The sequence below is a fragment of the Lysobacter sp. 05T417 genome (assembly GCF_056396405.1).
Genome location: NZ_JBFTLK010000001.1, coordinates 518,345 through 539,909, shown reverse-complemented (window position 1 = coordinate 539,909; position 21,565 = coordinate 518,345). Strand labels below are relative to the sequence as shown.

Here is a 21,565-nt window from a genome sequence, read left to right as displayed (position 1 = left end):
ATGCGCGACGCGGCAAGGACGCCGCCGTTCGGAACCACCACTGCGCTGGCACTGCTGACAGGCGTCTGTGCCTGCCTGTGGTTGCCGTGGTTGCTGCCGTGGCAGGGTTCGATCGCACTGCTGCTGGCTGGCGTCGCCCTGGTCTGGCGCGGCCTGCGCTTCGCAGGCGCCGCAACGCTCATTTGCGGCTGGATGTTGCTGGGTTTTGGCCTGGCCGGATTGCATGCGGCCCACTCGCTGGCGTCGCAATTGCCAGCGCAGTGGGAACAGCGTGACGCGCAGGTCCGCGGCCGCGTGATCGAACTGCCCGTGCACGAAGTCGCGCGTACGCGTTTCTTCTTCCGGGTCGATGACGATGCGACCCAGGCATCGCACTTGCGGGATCGCACGCTACGGCTGGCCTGGTACGACCGCAATCCGCGGGTTCGGTCGGCCCTGCGCGCCGGGCAGCGCTGGCAGTTCGATCTGCGCCTGCGTGCGCCGCGCGGCCTGCGCAATCCTGGCGGATCCGACAGCGAGCGCTATGCACTCGCGCAACGCATCACCGCGACCGGCTACGTGCGCCAACCCGGGCAGGCGCGAATGCTCGCACCCGCCGCCGGCCTGGATGCGTGGCGCGAAACCATGTCGGCGCGCATCGCCGCGATGGATCGTCCGTCTTCGCGTTTCATCCGTGCCCTCGCGCTGGGCGACACCCGGGCATTGGGCGACGACGACTGGCACGTGCTGCGCGCCAATGGCCTGACCCATCTCATCGCCATATCCGGCTTCCACGTCGGGCTGGTGGCGGGGTTGTTCGCGCTGCTGGCGCGCGGGTTGTGGTGGCTGTGTCCGGTCGCGCTGTCCAGGCGCATGCCGGCGCAGGTCGTGGCCGCCGCCGCGGGGCTTTGCGGTGCCGCGCTCTACGCAGCGGTCGCCGGCTTCGCCCTGCCCACGGTCCGCACCGCATTGATGATCGCCGTCATCGCCGGCGTGCGTATGTTCCGGCGGCCGCTGCGGCTTGCCGATTCGCTGGCGCTGGCGGCGTTCGCGGTGCTGCTGGTGGACCCGATGGCCGCGCTCGGTGCCGGCTTCTGGCTCAGCTTCGCCGGTGTCGCCTGGCTGCTGTGGTGCCTGCCGCGCGGCAGCAACCGGCCGGTGCACGATTTCCTGTCCGCGCAAGGCGTGGTGACGGTGGGCCTGCTGCCGATGAGCGCGGTGCTGTTCGGCCAGGCCTCGCTGGCCGGGCTGCTGGCGAACCTGCTCGCGGTGCCGTGGTGGAGCCTGGTCGTGGTGCCGCTGTCGCTGCTCGGCCTGGGCCTGGAGGCGCTGGAGCCTGGATACGGAGCATGGGCCTGGTACGCCGCGGCACGCGCGTTCGAGCTGACCTGGCCCCTGTTTGAACGCCTGGCGGCGACGCCGGTGGCGGTGTGGTGGCTGCCCGAGCCGGCCTGGTTCGCCATGCCGCTGGCGTTGATCGGGGCCTTCTGGCTGCTGCTTCCGCGCGGCGTGCCGGGCAAGCCACTGGCGCTTCTGCTGTGGCTGCCCCTGCTGTGGCCGGATCGTCACCTGCCGCGCCATGGCGAAGCGGAACTGGTGGTGATCGACGTGGGGCAGGGGCTGGCGGTCCAGGTGCGCACCGCGCGGCACGTGCTGCTGTACGACATGGGGCCGGCCGTGCGCGACGGGTTCGATGCCGGCGAGCGGGCGGTGGTGCCGGCCCTGCAGGCGTCGGGGGTGCGCCGGCTCGACCGCCTCGTCGTCAGCCACCCCGACAACGACCACGCCGGAGGCCTGGAGGCGGTCCGGCGGGCGTTCGGCCAGGGCCGGCTGCTGGCGCCGGAGGGCGCTGCAATGGCCGGCGCGCTGCCCTGCGTGGCCGGTGAGGGCTGGGAGTGGGACGGCGTCCGCTTCCGCTTCCTGCACCCGGGCCGGTTCTTCCCCTACCTGGGCAACGAGGCCAGCTGCGTCCTGCGGATCGAGGCCGCCGGGGCCGCAGCGCTGCTCACCGGCGACATCGGCGAGGTCGTCGAGCGGATCCTCGTCCGGACCGCCCCCGCGGCCTTGCACGCCGACGTGGTCACGGTCGCGCACCACGGCAGTGGCGGATCCTCGGACCCTCTATTCGTCGCCGCCACCGCCGCTCGCCACGCCCTGGTTTCGTCTGGCCACGGCAACCGCTTCGGCCATCCCAGGCCCGGGATCGTCGATAGATGGGCCCAGGCAGGGGCGCAGGTGCACGACACCGCCCGCGCCGGCGCCCTGCGCGTGCGACTGGAACGCGGCGGCGTCAGCGTCGAATCGCGACGGCAGGCCCAGCCGCGGCTGTGGGATGCAGCGCAGCGCTGGGAGAAAGGCGCGGCTGGGCTATCCTATCGGCCTGATTAACACGGCCGAGGGCCGGAGGTTGGCGTGCTGGAACTGGTCAAGGCCGGCGGTTGGCCGATGATTCCCCTGTTGTTGCTGTCGGTACTGGCCCTGACGCTGATCGTCGAGCGCGCCTGGTCGCTGCGTCGCAACGCCGTGCTGCCCCCCAACCTGGGCAAGGAAGTGCGGACGTGGGCGGGCAGCGGCAAGCTCGACCCCGCCCACATCGAGTCGCTGCGCAAGACCTCGCCGCTGGGCGAGCTGCTGGCGGCTGCCCTGGACGTCCGCCATCGCCCGCGCGACCAGATCCGCGAGCGTATCGAAGACGTCGGCCGACATCTGGTCCACAAGATGGAGCGCTACCTCAACACCCTCGGCACGATCGCCGCGGCCGGTCCGCTGCTGGGCCTGTTCGGCACCGTCGTCGGCATGATCCAGATGTTCCTGGGCATCCTCGACCATGGCATCGGCGACGTGAACCAGCTCGCCGGCGGCATCGGCAAGGCCCTGGTCTGCACCGCCGCCGGCATGATCGTGGCGATCCCGGCGCTGATCGCGCACCGCTGGTTCCGCGGGCGCATCGGCGAGTACATCGTGTCGATGGAGCACGAGGCCATCGCCTTGATGGACACGCTTGAGACGCGTCCGGCCAGCGCCGTGCGCACGCCGCAGGCCGCCTGAGGCGCACGACACGATGCGTATCCGCGACCACCGCGCCTTCGAAGACGGGCTGGAGATCAATCTGGTTCCGTTGATCGACGTGATCCTGGTGCTGATCATCTTCTTCGTCGTCACCGCCACCTTCGACGCGCGCTCGGTGCTCAAGCTCGAGCTGCCGCGCGCCACCGGCGAGCCGGCCAGCGACACGTCGAAGGCGCTGATCGTGCTGGTCAACGCCGACGGCCGCTATTTCGTCGACGACCGTGAAGTGCTGCGCAGCGATGTCGAATCGCTCAAGGCCACGATCGCCGAAGTGGCCGGCAACGACCGCGACCGCCCGGTGATGCTGCGCGCCGATGCACGCACGCCCTACCAGGCCGTGGTCACCGTGTATGACGCACTTGGCCAGCTGGGCTTCCGCAGGGTCATGAACGCAACCGCGCCACAAACCAGCCAGGCCGCCGCGGGGGCGGGCAAGTGAGCGACTCGCCGTCGCCCTGGTCCACCTACCGCCGACTCCAGCACTTCGTATCGCCGTATCGCGGCGTGCTGCTGGTGGCGCTGCTGGGCATGCTCGTGGAAGCCGCCGCCGCCGGCGCTTTCACCTGGTTGATGAAGCCGGTGGTCGATGAGACCTTCATCAACGCCAACCGCAAGCTGAGCCTGCTGTTGCCGCTGGCGATCGTCGGCATCTTCGTCGCGCGCGGCATCGCCGGTTACATCACCGACACCTTCATGGCGCGTGCCGGCCGCAGCATCGCCCGCGACCTGCGCGTGATGGTGCTGGGCAAGTACCTGCGCCTGCCGGGCCTGCGCTTCGACACCGAGCCGGTCGCCTCGATGCTCACGCGCCTGGGCTCGGACAGCGACCAGGTCGCGCAGGCCGCGATCGACGCCGCCAAGGTCATGCTGCAGCAGTCGCTGCAGGTCGTGGCGATGATGGCGGTGATGCTCTACTACAGCTGGCGCGTGACGCTGGCCATCCTGCTGCTGGGCCCGTTGCTGGCCTGGACGATGGACACCGTCGGCAGGCGCTATCGCCGCATCGGCCATCGCATCCAGGAAAGCGGCGCACAGCTGCTGCAGTCGGCCGACCAGGCACTGTCGAACCATCAGGAAGTGAAGGTCTACGGCGCACAGGGCGCGGAACTCGAGCGCTACTCCGGCCAGGCCAACCATCACCTGCGCCTGAGCCTGAAGGTCGAATCCACGCGCAGCATCTCCTCGGCGGTGGTGCAGCTGATGGGCGCGGTGGGACTGGCGCTGCTGCTGTTCTTCGCCGGACGCGAAGCTGCCAACGGCCGCCTCAGCGCGGGCGATTTCGTCAGCCTGATGACCTCGATGCTGGCGGTGATCCCGGCGCTGAAGCAGCTGACCAACGTGCAGGGCATGCTGCAGCGTGGCGTAGCGTCGGCCGAGCGCCTGTTCGACGTGCTGGACACGCCCGACGAGGTCGACACCGGCCGGAGTCCGCTGGACCGTTCCGAAGGCCTGCTCGAATTCCGCGACGTCACCGCCCGCTATCCGGGCCAGGCGCAGCCGGCGCTGATCGACATCAGTTTTGTCGCGCGCCCCGGCACGGTCACCGCGATCGTTGGCCGTTCCGGCAGCGGCAAGTCCACGCTGATCAAGCTGATCCCGCGCTTCTACGACATCGAGGCCGGGCAGATCCTGCTCGATGGCCATCCGCTGCAGGATTACCGCCTGCAGGACCTGCGCCGGCAGATTGCACTGGTCGGCCAGCAGGTGATGCTGTTCGACGGCACCGTCGCGGCCAACGTCGCCTACGGCGAACTGCAGCAGGCCGGCGCGCCGGCGCTTGAGCAGGCCGTGCGCGGCGCCAACGCGATGGAGTTCGTTGAACGCCTGCCGCAGGGCATCCATACCGAGATCGGGGCCAAGGGCGGTCGCCTTTCCGGTGGCCAGCGCCAGCGCCTGGCGATCGCGCGCGCAATGCTGAAAGACGCGCCGATCCTGATCCTCGACGAGGCCACGGCCGCGCTCGATACCGAGTCCGAGCGCCTGGTCCAGGACGCGCTCGACCACCTGATGCCCAACCGCACCACGCTGGTGATCGCCCATCGCCTGTCGACGATCGAACACGCCGACCAGGTGCTGGTGCTGGACCAGGGCCGCATCGTCGAGCGCGGCACGCACAGCGAACTGCTGGCGCTCGGCGGCCTCTACGCGCACCTCCACCGCATGCAGTTCCGCGAGGCTGAATGAGCAAACGGTCGTCGCAAACCCCGGCTTTCTGGTACGACGACGCGCGCGTGCCCTTCGGTGCGCGCCTGCTTTCGGCGGTCTACGGTTCACTGAGCGGGCTGCGTCGCAGCCTGTATCTGAAGGGATGGCTCAAGCGCCAGCACCCGGGCATGCCGGTGATCGTGGTCGGCAACATCACCGCCGGCGGCGCCGGCAAGACGCCGCTCACCATTGCCCTGGTCGAGCGGCTGCGCGCCGAGGGCTGGAGCCCGGGCGTCGCCAGCCGCGGCTACGGTCGCGATGACGCCAGTGCCGCGATGTGGGTCGACATCCGCAGCCCCGCCGACGCCGCGGGCGACGAGCCGGTGCTGATCGCGCAGCGTACCGGTGTGCGCATCCGCGTCGATCGCGATCGTGCCGCCGCCGCCAAGGCACTGGCCGAGGCCGGTTGCGACCTGGTCATCTGCGACGACGGCCTGCAGCACTACAAACTGGCGCGCGACATCGAAATCGAGGTGGTCGACGGCCGCCGCCGCTACGGCAATGGCCTGCTGCTTCCGGCCGGGCCGCTGCGCGAACTGCCCGAACGCGGCGCGCGCTGCGACTTCCGCGTGGTCAACGTCGGCGCCGGTGGCGCCGGCAATGGCGATACCGGTTTTGGCGAGTGGCCGATGCGCCTGTTCGCCGACCAGGCCCAGCCGATGCTGGGCGGACGCCCGCGCCGGCTGACCTCGTTCTCCGGGCAACGCGTGCATGCAGTGGCCGGCATCGGCGACCCCGAGCGCTTCTTCTCGATGCTGCGCGGGTTTGGAATCGCGGTCGTTCCGCATGCCTTCGCCGACCACCATCGCTACAGCGCCGCCGACTTCGAATTCGGCAGCCGCGAACTGCCGGTGCTGATGACCGAGAAGGATGCGGTGAAGTGCACCGCGTTCGCCGACGATCGTCACTTCAGCGTGCCCGTGCGCGCCGACTTGCCAGAGGCATTCTGGGTGTCGCTGCTGGACCGCTTGGCGAGCAAGTCGCGTCCTTATCGCCACAGCGAACGCCAGAGCGGCGGCAACGAAGGGAAACCGCAATGAGCAGCGGCCATCCCTCCGATTTCGTCGTTGCGATCCCGGCCCGCTACGCCGCCAGCCGCCTGCCCGGGAAACCGCTGCGGATGCTGGCCGGCGAGCCGCTGGTGCTGCACGTCGCCCGTCGCGCGCTGGCCGCCGGTGCGCGCGAAGTCTGGGTCGCCGCCGACGACGAGCGCATCGCCGCAGCCATTGCCGGCTCTGGTCTCACCGACAGCGGCGTGCGCGTGGCAATGACCTCGCGCGACCACGCCTCCGGCACCGACCGCCTGGCCGAATGCGCGCGCATCGCCGGCTGGAGCGACGATACCGTCGTGGTCAACCTGCAGGGCGACGAGCCCTTCGCGCCGGCCGCGGGTATCCGCGCCGTGGCTTCGTTGATGCTCGATGGCGACACCGAGATGGCGACGCTGGCCGCACCGGTAACCGAAGTGGATACGCTGCTCGATCCCAATGCCGTCAAGCTGGTGCGCGCCGGCAACGGCCATGCCCTCTATTTCAGCCGGGCGCCGATTCCGTGGCCGCGCGATGCCTTCGCCCGCGACCGCACCACCATGCCGGGGCAGGGCGAGTGGCTCCGCCATATCGGCATCTACGGCTACCGGGCCGGGTTCCTGCAGCGTTTCGCTGCGCTGCCGCCGGGTCGCCTGGAGCAGGTGGAATCGCTGGAGCAACTGCGCGTGCTCGAAGCCGGCTATCGCATCGCCGTGGGCATCACGCCCGAACCGTTCCCGCCGGGAGTAGACACGCCCGAAGACCTCGCCCGCGCCGAGGCCTGGATTGCTGCCGGCCGTGGCTGAACCGGTCCGCCTGCTGGTCGTCTGCCTGGGCAATATCTGCCGCTCGCCGGTGGCCGAAGGCGTGCTGCGTGCGCACATCGCCGCATCGACGCTGGCGGGGCAGGTGGAGGTGGATTCGGCCGGCACCGGCGACTGGCATGTCGGCCAGCCGCCTGACCGCCGCGCGATCGCCAGCGCCGCCGGGCATGGCATCGACATCTCCGGCCTGCGCGCGCGCCAGCTTGCCGCAGACGACTACCGTCGCTTCGACTGGCTGCTGTGTGCCGACCGCGCCAACCTGCGCGACGTCGAAGCCCGCGCCCCGCGCGGCGCGCACGCCAGGGCGGTGCTGCTGCTCGACTGGGCGGGCATCGAAACCGATGGCGAAGTTCCGGATCCGTACACGGGCGGCCCGGTGCAGTTCGAACACGTGTTCCAGTTGCTCGATCGCGCCGCCGATGGCGTCATCAGCAGGCTGCGGCGCGAACATCGCCTGTAACCTCGGCAGCAAAGCTCGCAAAAGACCGCGGCCGGCCCTTGCGCTGCCGCATAATTGGCCCAATCCCTGAGCCGATGCTTGTGACCGCAACGCCCGCCATCGCCCGCCTTCCGCCCACGGCTCCCGCCGGCGCCTCGCCGTCGCTGCCGGGCAGGGACGGTACGCCATGAGCAGCGCCGCCACCGCGCCGTTCGACGGCAAGGCCTTCATCAAGAAGCTGAGCACCGCGCCCGGCGTGTACCGGATGATCGCGGCCGACGACAGCGTGCTCTACGTCGGCAAGGCCGGCGTGCTCAAGAACCGCGTTTCGAGCTATTTCAACGCCACGCCCAAGTCGGCGCGGATCATGACCATGCTGGCGCAGACCGCGCGCATGGAAGTGACCGTCACCCGCACCGAGACCGAGGCGCTGATCCTCGAGAACGAGCTGATCAAGTCGCTCAAGCCGCGCTACAACGTGCTGCTGCGCGACGACAAGAGCTACCCCTACGTGCTGATGACGCAGGAAGCATGGCCGCGCATCGCCATGCACCGTGGGCCGCGGGCGATCCCGGGGCGCTATTACGGCCCGTACGCCAGCGTCGGCGCCGTGCGCGACTCGCTCAACCTGATGCACAAGCTGTTCAAGCTGCGCAGCTGCGAGGACAGCGTCTTCCGCAACCGTTCGCGGCCGTGCCTGCAGCATCAGATCGGCCGCTGCAGCGCGCCCTGTGTCGGCCTCGTGCCGGCGCGCGACTATGCCGAGAGCGTGCGCCGCGCCGGCCTGTTCCTGGAAGGGCGCAGCGACGAGCTCAGCGACGACCTGGTCAAGTCGATGGAGGCGGCGAGCGTGCGTCTGGACTTCGAGGAAGCCGCGCGCCTGCGCGACCTCGTTGCCTCGATCCGCAGCGTGCAGGCGCGGCAGTACGTCGACGGTCGCGCCGCCGACCTGGATGTTCTCGCCATCGCCATGCAGGGCGTCGCCGCCTGCGTGCTGCTGCTTGCCTTCCGCGACGGCCGCAACCTCGGCACCAGGGCGTTCTTCCCGAAAACCAACGGCAGCGACAACCCGGAAGAAGTGCTGGCGGCGTTCGTCTCGCAGTACTACGGCGAGCAGCCGCCGCCGCGCGAGATCGTGATCGACCGCGACATCCCGGATCGCGAGCTGATCGAACAGGCGCTGTCGAGCGCCGGCGAACGCAAGGTGCAGATCAAGTGCAACGTGCGTGGCGATCGCGCCGGCTACCTCGACATGGCCAAGCGCAATGCCGAACTGTCGCTGGCCAGCGAACGCACCAGTCATGCTGCCCAGCGCGCCCGCGCCGAGGCGCTGCGCGACATGCTCGGCATGGTCGAACTGCCTGTCCGGATCGAGTGCTTCGACATCAGCCACACCATGGGCGAGGCCACGGTGGCTTCGTGCGTGGTGTTCGATGCCGAAGGCCCCGTGCGTGGCCAGTACCGCCGCTACAACATCGCCGGGATCGAGCCGGGCGACGATTACGCCGCCATGCACCAGGCGATCGAGCGGCGCTTCCGGCGCGCGGTGGAGGAGGCCGGGGTGATGCCCGACGTCCTGCTGATCGACGGTGGCGCCGGCCAGGTCGCGCAGGCCCGTGCGGCGCTGACCGAGCTGGGTGTCGACGGCGTCATCCTGGTGGGCGTGGCCAAAGGCCCGGCCCGCCGCCCCGGCGACGAAGAGCTGCTGCTGCCCGACGGCCGCACCGTGCATCCGGGCGCCGAGTCGCCGGCGTTGCAGCTGGTCCAGCAGGTCCGCGACGAGGCCCACCGTTTTGCCATCACCGGCCACCGCGGGCGCCGCCAGAAGGCGCGCAACACCAGCCGCCTGGAGGACATCGCCGGGATCGGCCCGCGCAGGCGCGCCAGCCTGCTGCGCCACTTTGGCGGCCTGGGCGGCCTGAAGGCGGCGGGAATCGAGGAAATCGCCCGGGTGGACGGCATCAACGACGCCCTGGCAGAGCGTATCTATGCGACCCTGCACGGGCTGGACACACCTGACATGAACGACGCGAAGAGCGGCGCGCGGAGCGAAGGATGAAGTTGACGGTACCGACGATGTTGACCCTGCTGCGGATCCTGTTGATCCCGGTGCTGGTGCTGGTGTTCTACTTGCCTTTCAAGTGGACCAACTTCGCGGCCGCTTTCATCTTCGCGTTCGCCTCGATCACCGACTGGCTCGATGGCTGGATCGCGCGAAAGTACGATCAGTATTCGGCGTTCGGCGCATTCCTCGATCCGGTCGCGGACAAGTTGATGGTCGCGGTGGCGCTGCTGCTGACGGTGCAGAAGCATCCGACGGTGTGGATGGCGTTGTGGGCGGCAGTGATCATCGGTCGCGAAATTGCCGTATCGGCATTGCGCGAATGGATGGCCGAACTGGGCCAGCGTGCAACGGTGAAGGTCGCCAGCATCGGCAAATTCAAGACGATCGTGCAGATGGTCGCGCTGGTGTGCCTGCTGTACCAGGAGCCTTTTGCCGGCATCAATGTGTTCATGATCGGCGAATGGTTGCTGGCTGCTGCCGCATTGCTGACGTTGTGGTCGGGGCTGGCGTACCTGCGAGCTGCATGGCCGGTCTTGCGCGAAGACGCGCGTTCATAGAAAATATCCTCATCGCGAACTGTGCAGTGTTCGACGGTCGACCGGACAGTGGCTCGTTCGGTTGGGCAGGGCGGAAGTTCGGCGACAGGAACTTCCGGGGTAGCGAAAAAGTGGTTGACAGATTCGCTTCCATGCCTAAAATGTCGGTTCCTCTGCGGGAATAGCTCAGTTGGTAGAGCACGACCTTGCCAAGGTCGGGGTCGCGAGTTCGAGTCTCGTTTCCCGCTCCAAATTCGAGGGTGGAGTTCATCAGCTCCCTCAACCAAGGCCCCGCGAGCGGGGCCTTGTTGTTTCCGGCCCCCTTGCGTGAACGGGCCTGGAATATGGAAGAATCCGCACTGCGGATTCGAAAGTCACCGGCCTGGTGGCAGAGTGGTTATGCAGCGGCCTGCAAAGCCGCGTACGCCGGTTCAATTCCGACCCAGGCCTCCAAGTTCGAAAACAAAACCCTGCTTCGGCGGGGTTTTTGTTTTGTCTGGCGACATTCACGCCCTGTCGATCCGGGACACGCTAGACCGTGACCCTGCGAACGATCCAGGAGAGTAGGCATGTCCCTCGTCAAACCGATCACGCCGCATCTGTGGTTCGACAAGGAGGCGAAGGAAGCCGCCGAGTTCTACTGCTCGGTGTATCCGGAATCGGCGATCGATTCCGTCGCGCGATTGCGCAACACGCCCTCGGGCGACTGCGACGTGGTGTCCTTCAGCCTGCACGGGCAGCCGTTCATGGCGATCAGCGCCGGGCCGCTGTTCAAGTTCAATCCGTCGGTGTCGTTCTTCGTCCACTTCGACCCGGAGCGCGATGACGATGCGCGGGCAAAACTCGACAAGCTGTGGGCGGCGCTGGTCGATGGTGGCCAGGCGCTCATGCCGTTGGACAAGTACCCCTTCAGCGAACACTACGGCTGGGTGCAGGACCGCTACGGCCTGTCGTGGCAACTGATGCTGACCGACCCGGCCGGTGAGCGCAGGCCGCCGATCGTGCCGTCACTGATGTTTACCGGGGACGCGTACGGCAAGGCAGAAGAGGCGGGCGCGTTCTACCTCAGTGTTCGATGGCTCCGTCGCGGGGCAACTGGTCAAGTATCCCGCCGGCATGGCGCCGGACCAGGAAGGGTCAGTGATGTATTCGGACTTCCGGTTGGGCCAGGGCTGGTTCGCGGCGATGGACAGTGGCCATCGGCACGGATTCGGCTTCAACGAGGCAATCTCCTTCGTGGTCACCTGCCGCGACCAGGCGGAGATCGACCGCTACTGGGCGCAGCTGTCGAGCGTGCCGGAGGCCGAGCAGTGCGGCTGGTGCAAGGACCGCTTCGGGGTGTCCTGGCAGATCACGCCGCAGCTGATGGACGAGATCCTGGCCGCGGGCGACCAGGCGGTCATCGATCGCGTCACCCGCGCGTTCCTGCCGATGCACAAGCTGGATGTGGCGAAGATCGAGGCTGCCGCCGCAGGGTGACCGCGCCGGTTTGCCAGGCCTTCGCGTAAGCTAGCGCGCACCACGCATCCCAGCCCGGATGGCGGAACTGGTAGACGCATCGGACTTAAAATCCGCTGGCCGAAAGGCCGTGCCGGTTCGACTCCGGCTCCGGGCACCAAACGTGGCAAGGCTAGTCGCCTGGGGTACCGAGCCCTGGGCTTGACCCGGTTTCAGAGGTGCTTGGTCGGGCGCTTGGCTGCGGAAACCTTTTTTCGACTGCCTTGGCTGGCTTGTAGGGCTTGTAACCTTTGTTGGCTGCGGTTGGCGCGAGTGCAGATTGTCCGACCGCTTCCACGGACCAGACCCTGCGGCATATTGGGGCTGCCCTCGGCGGAGTCCAAAGATGGTCCGCGAATCCGTCCGGGAATCTGGTGGCGTCACGCCTTCGCGGACCGCACGCTCTCGAGGAACGCGCGCAGCAGCGCGCTTCGATATTTGCGCCGGTGCAGGGCCAGGCTCAGCTGGCGCTTGAGACTCAGGAATGGCGTGCGCAACACGGCGAGGCGACCGGCGGCCTGTGCGTGCGTCACCGCGACTGCGGGCAGCAGGGCCAGCCCAAGCCCGGCGATCACGGCCTGTTTGATGGCTTCGCTCTGGTCGAGTTCGAGCACGGTTTCGCCCGCAGGCAGCGCCGCCAACGCGCGCTCGGCCTGGTCGCGCGTGGCCGATCCGCCTTCGCGCAGGATCCAGCGGGCACCGGCGAAGTCCTCGGGGCGCAGGCGCCGGCGTTTGGCCAACGGATGGCTGGTCGGCGCGCAGACGCACAAGGTGTCGTCGCGCCAGCGCAGCAGCTCCAGGTCCGGATGCGTGGCCGGGCCTTCGATACAACCCACGTCGAGGCTGTAGTCGAGGACGCCGGCCACGATCGCTGCGGTGTTGTCGACGTGCAGCTTCAGCGCGACCTGCGGGTGGGCCGTGATGAATCCGCCGAGCAGGTCGCCGACGAGGTAATTGCCGACGGTATTGCTGGCGCCCACGCGCAGCTCGCCGGTCAGCAGCGCGGCGGCATCGCCGGCATGGCGGCCGAGTTCGCGCATGCGTTCGAGCAGTTCCTGCGCCAGCGGCAGCAGATGGCGGCCATGCGCGTTGAGGTGCAGGCGACGCTGGGTGCGATCGAACAGGGGGGCGCCGAGCACGCGCTCCAGCTCGGCCAGCGCCATGCTCGCCGCCGGTTGGGTCAGGTGCAGGTGCCCGGCGGCGGCGCGAACGCTGCCGGCCGTGGCGATGGCGACGAACACCTCGAGCTGCCGTGGGCTGATGCCGATCATCAGGAGAATTTATCGGGTGGCTAAGTAATATCAAATTTACTTGATTTGGCCCGGGCGTGACCATTCACGCCATGGCCTATATCGCTCCCGCTTCGCAAACCGGCACTCCCCGCCCGTGGCACGCATGGATCCCGGGCTGGGCGCCTGGCCTGGGCCTGGCCCTGGCGGTGGGCCTGGTGGCCCTGGCCGCCGCGCAGCTGCCGCTGCTGCAGCGCTGGCAGCTGAGCGCCCTGACCGTCGCCATCGTGCTGGGCATGCTGATCGGCAATCTCGCCGGCAGCCGGCTTCCGGCCGGGATCGCCCCGGGCATCGGCCTGGCCCAGCGCCAGCTGCTGCGTGCCGGCGTGGTGCTGTACGGGCTGCGCCTGAGCTTCCAGGACGTCGCCGCCGTTGGTGTCCATGGATTGCTGATCGACGTGATCGTCGTGGTGTCGACGCTGGGCCTGGGCACCTGGGTGGGGCGGCGCTGGTTCGGCCTGGATCGCGACACCGCCCTGCTCACGGCCGCTGGCAGCGCGATCTGCGGCGCGGCTGCGGTGCTGGCAGTGGAGCGGGTGATCCGGCCCGATCCGAGCAAGGTCGCCATCGCGGTGGCGAGCGTGGTGCTGTTCGGCACGCTGAACATCTTCCTTTACCCGCAGCTGTACCCGCACCTGGGCCTGGATCCGGCAGCGTTCGGGCTGTATGCCGGCGCGACCGTGCACGAAGTGGCGCAGGTCGTGGCGGTGGGCAGTGCGATCGGCCCGGAGACCGCCGACGCGGCCGTGGTGGTCAAGCTGACCCGCGTGCTGATGCTGGTGCCGGTGCTGCTGGTGCTGGGTTGGCGCGAGGCGCGCAATGGCGGCCAGCGGGCGATGGTGGTGCCGTGGTTTGCGTTCGGTTTCCTGGGCGTGGTGGTGTTGAATTCGCTGGTGACCATTCCGGCATCGATGCGCTCGGCATTGCTGATGCTCGACACGCTGCTGCTCGCCACGGCGATGGCTGCACTGGGAATCGAGACGCGACTGTCGCGGTTGCGTGCCCTCGGGCCAAGGCCGTTGTTGCTGGCTGCCGTGCTGTTCGGCTGGCTGTCGATTGGCGGATATGTGCTGGTGCGCTGGCTGGCCTGAGCCCTGCAGGCCCTAGAATGACCGCAGGTGGCGAGCCGCGACGGGCGCCGGGTGGTCGGGCCAGAACATCGAGCAGGTGGGTGAATGCAGGAGATTGCCGGGTCGCGCATCGCGGTCGTCGGGCTGGGCTACGTCGGACTGCCATTGGCGGTCGAGTTCGCCCGCCAGTACGACACGCTGGGTTACGACATCGACGCGCGCCGGGTCGAGCAGCTCGCCCGTGGCGAGGATTACAACGGCGAGACGGAGCGCGCTGACCTGGTCGATGCCAGGCGCCTGACCCTGACTTCCGATCCGCAGCAACTGCGCGACTGCAACGTCTTCGTGATCACCGTGCCCACGCCGGTCGACGAGCACAAGCGCCCAGATTTCTCGCCGCTGATTGCCGCCAGTGGCACGATTGGTTCGCTGCTGAAAGACGGTGACGTGGTCGTTTATGAGTCGACGGTTTATCCCGGTGCAACCGAAGAGATCTGCGTGCCCGAGCTCGAGCGCGCGTCGGGCCTTCGCTGCAACCACGATTTCTTCGTCGGCTACAGCCCCGAGCGCATCAACCCGGGCGACCGCAAGCGGCGCCTGGTCGACATCCCCAAGGTGACCTCCGGCTCCACGCCCGAAGCAGCCGATTTCGTCGATGCGCTCTATCGCAGCATCATCAAGGCCGGCACGCACAAGGCCTCCAGCCTGCGCGTGGCGGAGGCCTCCAAGGTCATCGAGAACACCCAGCGCGACGCCAACATCGCGCTGGTCAACGAGTTCGCGCTGATCTTCCAGCGCCTGGGCATCGACACCACCGAAGTGCTGGAGGCCGCCGGCACGAAATGGAACTTCCTGCCGTTCCGGCCGGGCCTGGTCGGTGGCCACTGTATCGGCGTCGATCCCTATTACCTGATCCAGAAGGCACAGCAGGCCGGTTACTACCCGGACATCCTGCTGGCGTGCCGCCGCATCAACGATGCGATGGGCGAGCATGTCGCCGCCGACGTGGTAAAGCTGATGATCCAGCGCGGCATTGCCGTTGCCGGCGCGCGCATCCTCATCCTGGGCATCACCTTCAAGGAGAACTGCCCGGACCTGCGCAACACGCGCGTGATCGAGCTGGCAGAAAAGTTCGGCGAGTACCGCGCGCAAGTGGACATCTACGACCCCTGGGCCGATGCCGACGAAGCGCGACGCGCCTATGGCATCGAGTTGCTGCCCAGTGCGCCGCAGCACGAAACCTACGACGCGGTGGTGCTGGCCGTTGCCCATGAGCAGTTCCGCGAGCTGGGCGCCGCCGGTGCGCGTGCGTTCGGGCGCGAACATGCGCTGCTGTACGACATCAAGAGCCTGTACCCGCGCGACGGGGTCGATGCAAGGCTCTGATCACGGCCGCCGCGTTATGCTTTGACCGCCTTCCGGACGGTTGCCGCCACATGCGCTATTCCCTGTTTGCCGCCAGCCTGGTCGCGTTGCTGGCGTCGCTGATCCTGGCGCCGTGGCACGCCACGTGGTGGTGGGGCGTGGCCGGTTCCGGCGCGCTGGTGGCATTGGGAACCTGGGACCTGATGCAGACCCGAAGTGTCCTGCGCCGCAACTACCCGTTGCTCGCCCACTTCCGCTATGCCCTGGAATCGATCGGCCCGGAAATGCGGCAGTACTTCATCGAATCGGATATCGCCGAGGTTCCGTTCTCGCGACAGGAGCGCAGCCTGGTCTACCAGCGCGCCAAGTCGGTCAGCGACGTGCGGCCGTTCGGTTCGCAGCAGGATGTCTACGGCATCGACTACGAGTGGATCAATCACTCGCTGGCGCCCAAGCCGCATGGTTCGCACGACTTCCGTGTGGTGGTGGGCGAGGGCAGTGCGAAGCAGCCCTATGCCGTCAGCGTGTTCAACATCTCGGCGATGAGCTTTGGTTCGCTGTCGGCAAATGCCATCCGCGCGCTCAACCGCGGCGCGCGCATGGGCGGGTTCTACCACGACACCGGCGAGGGCTCGATTTCGTCCTACCACCGCGAGAACGGCGGCGACCTGGTCTGGGAAATCGGCTCGGGCTATTTCGGTTGCCGCAACGACGACGGATCGTTCAGTGCCGAGCGGTTCGCCGCATGTGCCGCCGACCCGCAGGTGAAGATGATCGAGATCAAGCTGTCGCAGGGCGCCAAGCCCGGCCACGGCGGTGTATTGCCGGCGGCCAAGGTGACCGCGGAGATTTCCCAGGCCCGCGGCGTGCCGATGGGCGTGGACTGCGTCTCGCCGGCCGCGCACAGCGCATTCCACACGCCGCTGGGCCTGCTGGAGTTCGTCGCGCAGCTGCGCGAGTTGTCGGGCGGCAAGCCGGTCGGATTCAAGCTGGCGATCGGCCATCCGTGGGAATGGTTCGGCATCGCCAAGGCCATGCTCGAAAGCGGACTGCTGCCGGACTTCATCGTCGTCGACGGCGCCGAGGGCGGTACCGGCGCGGCGCCTGCGGAGTTCATCGATCATGTCGGCGTGCCGATGCACGAAGCATTGATGCTGGTGCACAACACGCTGGTGGGCCTGGACCTGCGCGGCCGCATCCGCATCGGCGCTGCCGGGCGCATCACCAGCGCGTTCGACATCGCCCGCACATTGGCGATGGGCGCCGACTGGTGCAACGCGGCGCGCGGTTTCATGTTCGCGCTGGGCTGCATCCAGTCGCAGAGCTGCCACACCGACCGTTGCCCGACCGGCGTGGCGACACAGGATCCGCGCCGCTGGCGCAATCTCGACGTGCCCGACAAGGCCACGCGCGTGGCGGCCTTCCAGCAGAACACGCTCAAGGCATTGCGCGATCTGCTGTGCGCGGCGGGGCTGGAGCATCCGGAGCAACTGGGTCCGGAGCACATCCTTCGTCGGGTTTCGCCGATCGAGGTGCGATCGCTGGCCGCGCTCTACACGTTCCTGCGACCGGGCGACCTGGTGGCCAGGATCCCGGAGCACGCGGTGTTCCAGTCGTTCTGGGCCGGTGCGCGCAGCGACACCTTTGCCGCGCCCGCTCTGGTGGCGGCGATGCGCGGGAGCAAGTCGCTGTAGTCAGTCCAGCAGTTCGAGCACGCGTTCAGGCGGGCGCCCGATCACCGCCCGGCCGGCATGGGCCAGGATTGGACGCTCGATCAGGCGCGGATGCGCGCTCATCGCTTCGATCAGTGCCGATTCCGGCAGCGACTCGTCGGCCAGCCCGAGCGCGGCGTACTCGTCTTCACCGGTGCGGAGCAGGGCGCGTGCCGGCAACTGCAGCATCTGCAGCAAGCCACGCAGCTCGGCGGGCGAAGGCGGTGTGTCGAGATAGGTGACCACCATCGGCTCGATGCCGCGTTCGCGCAGCAGTTCCAGTGCGCCGCGCGATTTGGAGCAGCGGGGGTTGTGGTACAGGCGGGTGTCGTTCATCGAAAGCCTCGCTGAATCTGCGGCGACGGTGCTGGCGGGCCTGGGTTGGCGGCTGGCGAGCCGGCGCTGAAAAGCAAAAGGCCGGCTTTCGCCGGCCTTTGCCTGGTACTGGTGGGCGGTACAAGTTTCGAACTTGTGACCCCTGCCGTGTGAAAGCAGTGCTCTACCGCTGAGCTAACCGCCCAAAATGGCTGCGCAGTATACCTCAAGCCGGGCCCGGGTTGGCAAGAGCCTCGTGCCGGCAAATCAGGCGCAGCTCGTTCAGCAGGGCCGGCGCGCTTTGCCGCTACACTCCCGCGCTCTGTGCTCGGGGGGGCGCCATGTTCGATCTGCATTGCCATCTGCTGCCTGCCATCGACGATGGCGCGGTGGATCTCGACATGGCACTGGAAATGGCGCGCATGGCCGCGGCCGACGGCATCGTCACCGTCGCCTGCACGCCGCACATCTACCCGGGCATGTACGAGAACACGGCCGACGGCATTCGTGCCGCCATCGCTGCGTTCCAGGCCGAGCTCGACGAGCGCGGGATCGCGCTGCGGCTGGTCGAGGGCGCCGACGTCCACATGGATCCGGACCTGCTCGCAGGCATCCGCGGTGGCCGCGTGCCGACCCTGGCCGGCTCGCGCTACCTGCTGCTGGAGCCGCCGCACCATGTCGCACCGCCGCGCTTCGAAGAGGCGGTGTTCGACCTTATGGCCGCGGGCCTGGTGCCGGTGATCACCCATCCCGAGCGCCTGACCTGGGTGGAGACGCACTACGGCGTGTTCAAGCGGCTGGCAGAGCGTGGCGCCTGGATGCAGATCACCGCCGGGGCGATGACCGGGCGCTACGGGCGCCGGGTGAAGTATTGGGGAGAGCGTTTCGTCGGCGAAGGGCTGTGCATGATCCTGGCGACCGACGCGCACCATCCGCAGCGGCGGCCGCCGCTGCTGGGCGAGGCCCGCGAGGCTGCGGCCGGGCTGGTGGGAATGGAAGAAGCCGTGCACATGGTCGATACCCGCACGCGCGGCATCGTCGACGATGTGGCGCCCGAGCAACTGCCGCCGGCGCTGTTCCGGAAGGCAAGTTTCGTGCCCCACGTGCGCGGCCCGGACGGGGCGTCGGGCGAGGGCGCGGTCAGCCGCTGGCTGCGCTCGATCCGGGGGAAGTGAGGAAAAGTCTCAGTACCGATGGGGCAGTCGAAACTGGGACGTGCGGCATAATTGAAGTGGGAATCCGTGCGCGCCTGCGTACGGCTTGTTTTTTTGGGGATGGCACGTGGTTATGGGTTTACGAGTCTGGGCGCTTGCGTGCCTGATGTTGTTGTGCGCCTGTTCGAATGTCGGCGGGTCGAAGGATGAAGCAGCTACGTTGCCGGAAGGTGATCCGGTGGCGGCGGCCATGGGCCGTAGCGAGTACCTGATCGGCCCGAGCGATCTGCTCGCGGTGACGGTATTCCAGATCGAGGACCTCAACCGTGACGTCCGGGTCAACAATGCAGGGCAGATCGCACTCCCGCTGATTGGCGCCGTCGACGTCGCCGGCCACACCGTGGGCGAAGTCGAGCAGGACATCGCCGGCCGCTACAAGGCGCGCTACCTGCAGAACCCGCAGGTCACCGTGTTCGTGAAGGAATTCTCCAGCCAGCGCGTGACCGTCGGTGGCGCCGTGAAGAAGCCCGGCATCTACCCGATGACCTCGCGACTGAGCCTGTTGCAGTGCCTGGCGCTGTCGGAAGGCTTCAGCGACGTTGCCAGCCATCGCAACGTGCTGGTGTTCCGCACCATCGGCGGCGAGCGCAAGTACGCGCGCTTCGACGTCGCCGCCATCGAGAAGGGTGAGCAGCCCGATCCGCAGATCTTCGGCGAGGACGTGATCGTGGTGGATACCTCGATGGGTCGCCAGACGCTGCGGACGTTGATCCAGCTGGCGCCGTTCATCGCGGTGTGGAGGTCCTACAATTGAACGCCGTAGCAGAACCCATCGAGTCGCTGCGTCAGGAAGACCGTGACGGCGACGAGATCAACCTTCTCGAGTATTGGCGCATCCTGCGCGAGCGCCAGTGGTGGGTGGTCGGCACCGCGTTCGCGGTGGTGTTCCTGACGCTGGTATTCACGCTGCTGGCCACGCCCATCTACCGCGCCGGTTCGACCCTGCAGATCGAGCGCGACACGATGAAGATCGTCGAGTTCGAAGGCCTGCAGCCGACCGAGTCGCCGATGGATCGCGACTTCTACCAGACCCAGTACGAGCTGCTGAAGAGCCGCTCGCTTGCGCGCCGCGTCATCCAGGACCTGCGCCTGACCGCGAACAAGCAGTTCGAAAAGGACATGGCCAAGGTCGACGAGGACCTCACCGACAAGGCCAACGGCCAGGCCGTGTCCGCTTCCACCCGCCAGCAGGCGCGCGAAGCGGCCATGATCGAGCTGGTGCAGGAAGAGCTGGGCATCGAGCCGGTGCGCAACTCGCGCCTGGTCCGCGTCAACTTCGATTCGCCCGATCCGCTGCTGGCTGCGCGCGTGGCCAATGCCTATGCCGACGGCTTCATCGCCAGCAACCTGGAGCGTCGATTCGATGCCTCGTCGTACGCCAAGAAGTACCTGGAAGAACGACTGACGCAGCTCAAGGGCAAGCTCGAGGATTCCGAGAAGGAGCTGGTGGCGTTCTCCGAAACCGAGCGGATCGTGTCCGTCGGCGACGACAAGCCTTCGCTCGACGCCCAGAACCTCAGCGATCTCAATGCCGCCCTCGCCGTGGCGCAGGGTTCGCGCATCAAGGCCGAGGCGATGTGGGCCCAGGCCAGCACCGGCAACGGCATGGGCCTGCCGCAGGTCGTCGCCAACCTGCTGATCCAGAAGCTGCGCGAGCAGCGTTCGACGCTGATGGCCGAGTACCAGAACAACCTGGGTACCTACAAGGCCGACTACCCGAACATGGTGCAGCTGAGCAACCAGATCGCCGAAGCCGATCGCCAGATCAATGTGGAAGTCGGCAACATCCGCGACGCCATCCGCGCCGAGTACCAGGCCGCGCTGGCGCAGGAGACGCTGCTTCGCGAGCGCATCACCGGACTGAAGGGCGACGTGCTCGACCTGCAGAGCCGCTCGATCCAGTACAACATCCTGCGCCGCGAGGCCGAAACCAACCGCCAGCTCTACGACGCGCTGCTGCAGCGCTACAAGGAGATCGGCGTGGCCGGTGGCGTGGGCGCCAACAACATCTCGGTGATCGACCGCGCTGTCGCGCCCGACAAGGCGAACTCGCCGCGCAAGCTGCTCAACCTTGCGGTCGGCATGCTGCTGGGCGGGTTCCTCGGTGTCCTGCTGGCGTTCCTGATGCACCACCTCGACAACACGGTGCATGACCCGAAGGCGCTGGAAGCCATCACCGGACTACCGGTCCTGGGTGCCATCCCGCGCCTGGAGCAGGGCATGACCACGGCCCAGGCGGCCAACGACCTGCGCTCGCCGTTTGCCGAGGCCTACCGCTCGGTGCGCACCGCGCTGCAGTTCGCCACAGTGCATGGCCTGCCGCGCAGCCTGCTGATCACCAGCGCCAGCCCGTCGGAGGGAAAGAGCACCACGGCGCACGAGTTGGCGCGCAACATCGCCCAGCTTGGCAAGCGCGTGGTGCTGGTCGACGCCGACCTGCGCAATCCGTCCGTGCACAAGACCACCGGCCTGTCCTCGGCGATGGGCCTGTCGAACCTGCTGGCAGGCGCGCGCGAACTGGCCGACGTACTGCAGCACCTGCCCAACGAAAAGCTGAGCGTCATCACCTCCGGTCCGCTGCCGCCGAACCCGCCGGAGCTGCTTGCTGGCGATTCGCTGGCCAGGTTGCTCGCGCAATTGCGGGAGCAGTTCGACATGGTGATCCTGGACGGTCCGCCGGTGCTGGGCCTGGCCGATGCACCGCTGCTGGCCAACCAGGCCGAAGCCACTGTCATGGTGGCCGCGGCCGAAGACACCCGCAACGACGCACTGCGCGTTTCGCTGCAGCGCCTGAAGGCCGCGCGTGCCCGCGTCCTCGGCGCGGTGCTGACCCGCTTCGACCTCAAGCGCAAGGGCGAAGGCTACGGCTATACCTACTATGCCTACGGCGGCTCGTCCGACTGACCGGCCGCGGGCCGGCCAGCTCCGTCTCGGGGTTGGCCTGCTTGCGGTCACTGC

At 68.0% G+C, this 21,565-nt stretch carries 17 protein-coding genes, 4 tRNA genes and 3 pseudogenes; 21 read left to right on the top strand and 3 right to left on the bottom strand.

The features are described from left to right. The 14 genes and pseudogenes from AC1DER_RS02410 to AC1DER_RS02345 all read left to right on the top strand — a co-directional run. Window positions 1-2,444, top strand: a pseudogene (locus AC1DER_RS02410) (DNA internalization-related competence protein ComEC/Rec2); the annotation flags it as partial. Further along, the gene (locus tag AC1DER_RS02405) at window positions 2,392-3,027 is read left to right on the top strand and encodes a MotA/TolQ/ExbB proton channel family protein (protein WP_441816335.1); all 636 of its coding nucleotides are present in this window, start codon (window positions 2,392-2,394) and stop codon (window positions 3,025-3,027) included. The pseudogene AC1DER_RS02410 and the gene AC1DER_RS02405, both read left to right, overlap by 53 nt. Before the next feature lie 13 nt (window positions 3,028-3,040). Beyond that, window positions 3,041-3,487: an ExbD/TolR family protein gene (locus AC1DER_RS02400; protein ID WP_477245556.1), complete on the top strand. Its 447-nt coding sequence runs from the start codon at window positions 3,041-3,043 to the stop codon at window positions 3,485-3,487. Then, window positions 3,484-5,232: a lipid A export permease/ATP-binding protein MsbA gene (gene msbA / locus AC1DER_RS02395; RefSeq protein ID WP_441816108.1), complete on the top strand. Its 1,749-nt coding sequence runs from the start codon at window positions 3,484-3,486 to the stop codon at window positions 5,230-5,232. Before AC1DER_RS02400 ends, msbA begins: the two co-directional genes overlap by 4 nt. After that, a complete protein-coding gene (gene lpxK, locus AC1DER_RS02390) occupies window positions 5,229-6,293 on the top strand; it encodes a tetraacyldisaccharide 4'-kinase (protein ID WP_477245560.1) in 1,065 nt (354 codons plus the stop codon). Before msbA ends, lpxK begins: the two co-directional genes overlap by 4 nt. After that, window positions 6,290-7,087 (top strand): 3-deoxy-manno-octulosonate cytidylyltransferase, encoded by a 798-nt coding sequence (kdsB, locus tag AC1DER_RS02385; RefSeq protein ID WP_477245562.1) that lies wholly within the window; start codon window positions 6,290-6,292, stop codon window positions 7,085-7,087. The genes lpxK and kdsB overlap by 4 nt, the downstream gene beginning before the upstream one ends. Beyond that, the gene (locus AC1DER_RS02380) at window positions 7,080-7,565 is read left to right on the top strand and encodes a low molecular weight protein-tyrosine-phosphatase (protein WP_477245564.1); all 486 of its coding nucleotides are present in this window, start codon (window positions 7,080-7,082) and stop codon (window positions 7,563-7,565) included. The genes kdsB and AC1DER_RS02380 overlap by 8 nt, the downstream gene beginning before the upstream one ends. Before the next feature lie 166 nt (window positions 7,566-7,731). Then, the gene (gene uvrC / locus AC1DER_RS02375) at window positions 7,732-9,603 is read left to right on the top strand and encodes an excinuclease ABC subunit UvrC (protein ID WP_477245566.1); all 1,872 of its coding nucleotides are present in this window, start codon (window positions 7,732-7,734) and stop codon (window positions 9,601-9,603) included. Next, window positions 9,600-10,166: a CDP-diacylglycerol--glycerol-3-phosphate 3-phosphatidyltransferase gene (gene pgsA, locus AC1DER_RS02370; RefSeq protein WP_441816113.1), complete on the top strand. Its 567-nt coding sequence runs from the start codon at window positions 9,600-9,602 to the stop codon at window positions 10,164-10,166. The genes uvrC and pgsA overlap by 4 nt, the downstream gene beginning before the upstream one ends. Before the next feature lie 154 nt (window positions 10,167-10,320). Continuing rightward, window positions 10,321-10,396: transfer RNA gene (locus AC1DER_RS02365), tRNA-Gly, on the top strand. A 128-nt stretch (window positions 10,397-10,524) separates the two neighbouring features. After that, window positions 10,525-10,598 (top strand) — tRNA-Cys (locus tag AC1DER_RS02360). A 116-nt stretch (window positions 10,599-10,714) separates the two neighbouring features. Beyond that, window positions 10,715-11,047, top strand: a pseudogene (locus AC1DER_RS02355) (VOC family protein); the annotation flags it as partial. A gap of 166 nt (window positions 11,048-11,213) precedes the next feature. Next, complete coding sequence (locus AC1DER_RS02350; protein ID WP_477245569.1) at window positions 11,214-11,624, top strand: VOC family protein; 411 nt, start codon at window positions 11,214-11,216, stop codon at window positions 11,622-11,624. 52 nt (window positions 11,625-11,676) lie between these two features. Beyond that, a tRNA-Leu gene (locus AC1DER_RS02345) sits at window positions 11,677-11,763 on the top strand. Between the two features lie 259 nt (window positions 11,764-12,022). Here AC1DER_RS02345 and AC1DER_RS02340 read toward each other — a convergent pair. Continuing rightward, window positions 12,023-12,913, bottom strand: a complete 891-nt coding sequence (locus AC1DER_RS02340) for a LysR substrate-binding domain-containing protein (RefSeq protein WP_477245571.1) — start codon at window positions 12,911-12,913, stop codon at window positions 12,023-12,025. Window positions 12,914-12,984: 71 nt separating this feature from the next. Between AC1DER_RS02340 and AC1DER_RS02335 the strand changes: the two genes are divergently transcribed. From AC1DER_RS02335 to AC1DER_RS02325, 3 genes are all read left to right on the top strand, one after another. Next, a complete protein-coding gene (locus AC1DER_RS02335) occupies window positions 12,985-14,022 on the top strand; it encodes a YeiH family protein (protein WP_477245573.1) in 1,038 nt (345 codons plus the stop codon). An 84-nt stretch (window positions 14,023-14,106) separates the two neighbouring features. Then, the gene (locus tag AC1DER_RS02330) at window positions 14,107-15,387 is read left to right on the top strand and encodes a nucleotide sugar dehydrogenase (RefSeq protein WP_477245575.1); all 1,281 of its coding nucleotides are present in this window, start codon (window positions 14,107-14,109) and stop codon (window positions 15,385-15,387) included. A gap of 50 nt (window positions 15,388-15,437) precedes the next feature. After that, a complete protein-coding gene (locus tag AC1DER_RS02325) occupies window positions 15,438-17,060 on the top strand; it encodes an FMN-binding glutamate synthase family protein (RefSeq protein ID WP_441816120.1) in 1,623 nt (540 codons plus the stop codon). Here the strand turns inward: AC1DER_RS02325 and arsC are convergent, their stop codons facing one another. Both arsC and AC1DER_RS02315 read right to left on the bottom strand, forming a co-directional pair. Then, complete coding sequence (gene arsC / locus AC1DER_RS02320) at window positions 17,061-17,414, bottom strand: arsenate reductase (glutaredoxin) (protein WP_477245577.1); 354 nt, start codon at window positions 17,412-17,414, stop codon at window positions 17,061-17,063. A 109-nt stretch (window positions 17,415-17,523) separates the two neighbouring features. Continuing rightward, window positions 17,524-17,598: transfer RNA gene (locus AC1DER_RS02315), tRNA-Val, on the bottom strand. Window positions 17,599-17,734: 136 nt separating this feature from the next. Here AC1DER_RS02315 and AC1DER_RS02310 point away from each other — a divergent pair. The 4 genes and pseudogenes from AC1DER_RS02310 to AC1DER_RS02295 all read left to right on the top strand — a co-directional run bounded on the left by AC1DER_RS02310 (window position 17,735) and on the right by AC1DER_RS02295 (window position 21,511). After that, window positions 17,735-18,568, top strand: a complete 834-nt coding sequence (locus AC1DER_RS02310) for a tyrosine-protein phosphatase (RefSeq protein WP_477245579.1) — start codon at window positions 17,735-17,737, stop codon at window positions 18,566-18,568. 112 nt (window positions 18,569-18,680) lie between these two features. Then, a complete protein-coding gene (locus AC1DER_RS02305; RefSeq protein ID WP_477245581.1) occupies window positions 18,681-19,361 on the top strand; it encodes a polysaccharide biosynthesis/export family protein in 681 nt (226 codons plus the stop codon). Continuing rightward, window positions 19,358-20,743: pseudogene (locus tag AC1DER_RS02300) on the top strand (GumC family protein); the annotation flags it as partial. The gene AC1DER_RS02305 and the pseudogene AC1DER_RS02300, both read left to right, overlap by 4 nt. Then, complete coding sequence (locus AC1DER_RS02295; protein ID WP_477357665.1) at window positions 20,732-21,511, top strand: CpsD/CapB family tyrosine-protein kinase; 780 nt, start codon at window positions 20,732-20,734, stop codon at window positions 21,509-21,511. The pseudogene AC1DER_RS02300 and the gene AC1DER_RS02295, both read left to right, overlap by 12 nt. The last annotated feature ends 54 nt before the right edge of the window (window positions 21,512-21,565 follow it).

Bases quoted from the DNA above. Each gene is read 5' to 3' on its own strand.
- kdsB (WP_477245562.1), top strand. From the start codon at position 6,290: ATGAGCAGCGGCCATCCCTCCGATTTCGTCGTTGCGATCCCGGCCCGC.
- pgsA (WP_441816113.1), top strand. From the start codon at position 9,600: ATGAAGTTGACGGTACCGACGATGTTGACCCTGCTGCGGATCCTGTTG.
- AC1DER_RS02295 (WP_477357665.1), top strand. From the start codon at position 20,732: ATGCACCACCTCGACAACACGGTGCATGACCCGAAGGCGCTGGAAGCC.
- lpxK (WP_477245560.1), top strand. From the start codon at position 5,229: ATGAGCAAACGGTCGTCGCAAACCCCGGCTTTCTGGTACGACGACGCG.
- AC1DER_RS02340 (WP_477245571.1), bottom strand. From the start codon at position 12,913: ATGATCGGCATCAGCCCACGGCAGCTCGAGGTGTTCGTCGCCATCGCC.
- uvrC (WP_477245566.1), top strand. From the start codon at position 7,732: ATGAGCAGCGCCGCCACCGCGCCGTTCGACGGCAAGGCCTTCATCAAG.
- AC1DER_RS02310 (WP_477245579.1), top strand. From the start codon at position 17,735: ATGTTCGATCTGCATTGCCATCTGCTGCCTGCCATCGACGATGGCGCG.
- AC1DER_RS02335 (WP_477245573.1), top strand. From the start codon at position 12,985: ATGGCCTATATCGCTCCCGCTTCGCAAACCGGCACTCCCCGCCCGTGG.
- AC1DER_RS02325 (WP_441816120.1), top strand. From the start codon at position 15,438: ATGCGCTATTCCCTGTTTGCCGCCAGCCTGGTCGCGTTGCTGGCGTCG.
- AC1DER_RS02400 (WP_477245556.1), top strand. From the start codon at position 3,041: ATGCGTATCCGCGACCACCGCGCCTTCGAAGACGGGCTGGAGATCAAT.
- AC1DER_RS02330 (WP_477245575.1), top strand. From the start codon at position 14,107: ATGCAGGAGATTGCCGGGTCGCGCATCGCGGTCGTCGGGCTGGGCTAC.
- AC1DER_RS02305 (WP_477245581.1), top strand. From the start codon at position 18,681: ATGGGTTTACGAGTCTGGGCGCTTGCGTGCCTGATGTTGTTGTGCGCC.
- arsC (WP_477245577.1), bottom strand. From the start codon at position 17,414: ATGAACGACACCCGCCTGTACCACAACCCCCGCTGCTCCAAATCGCGC.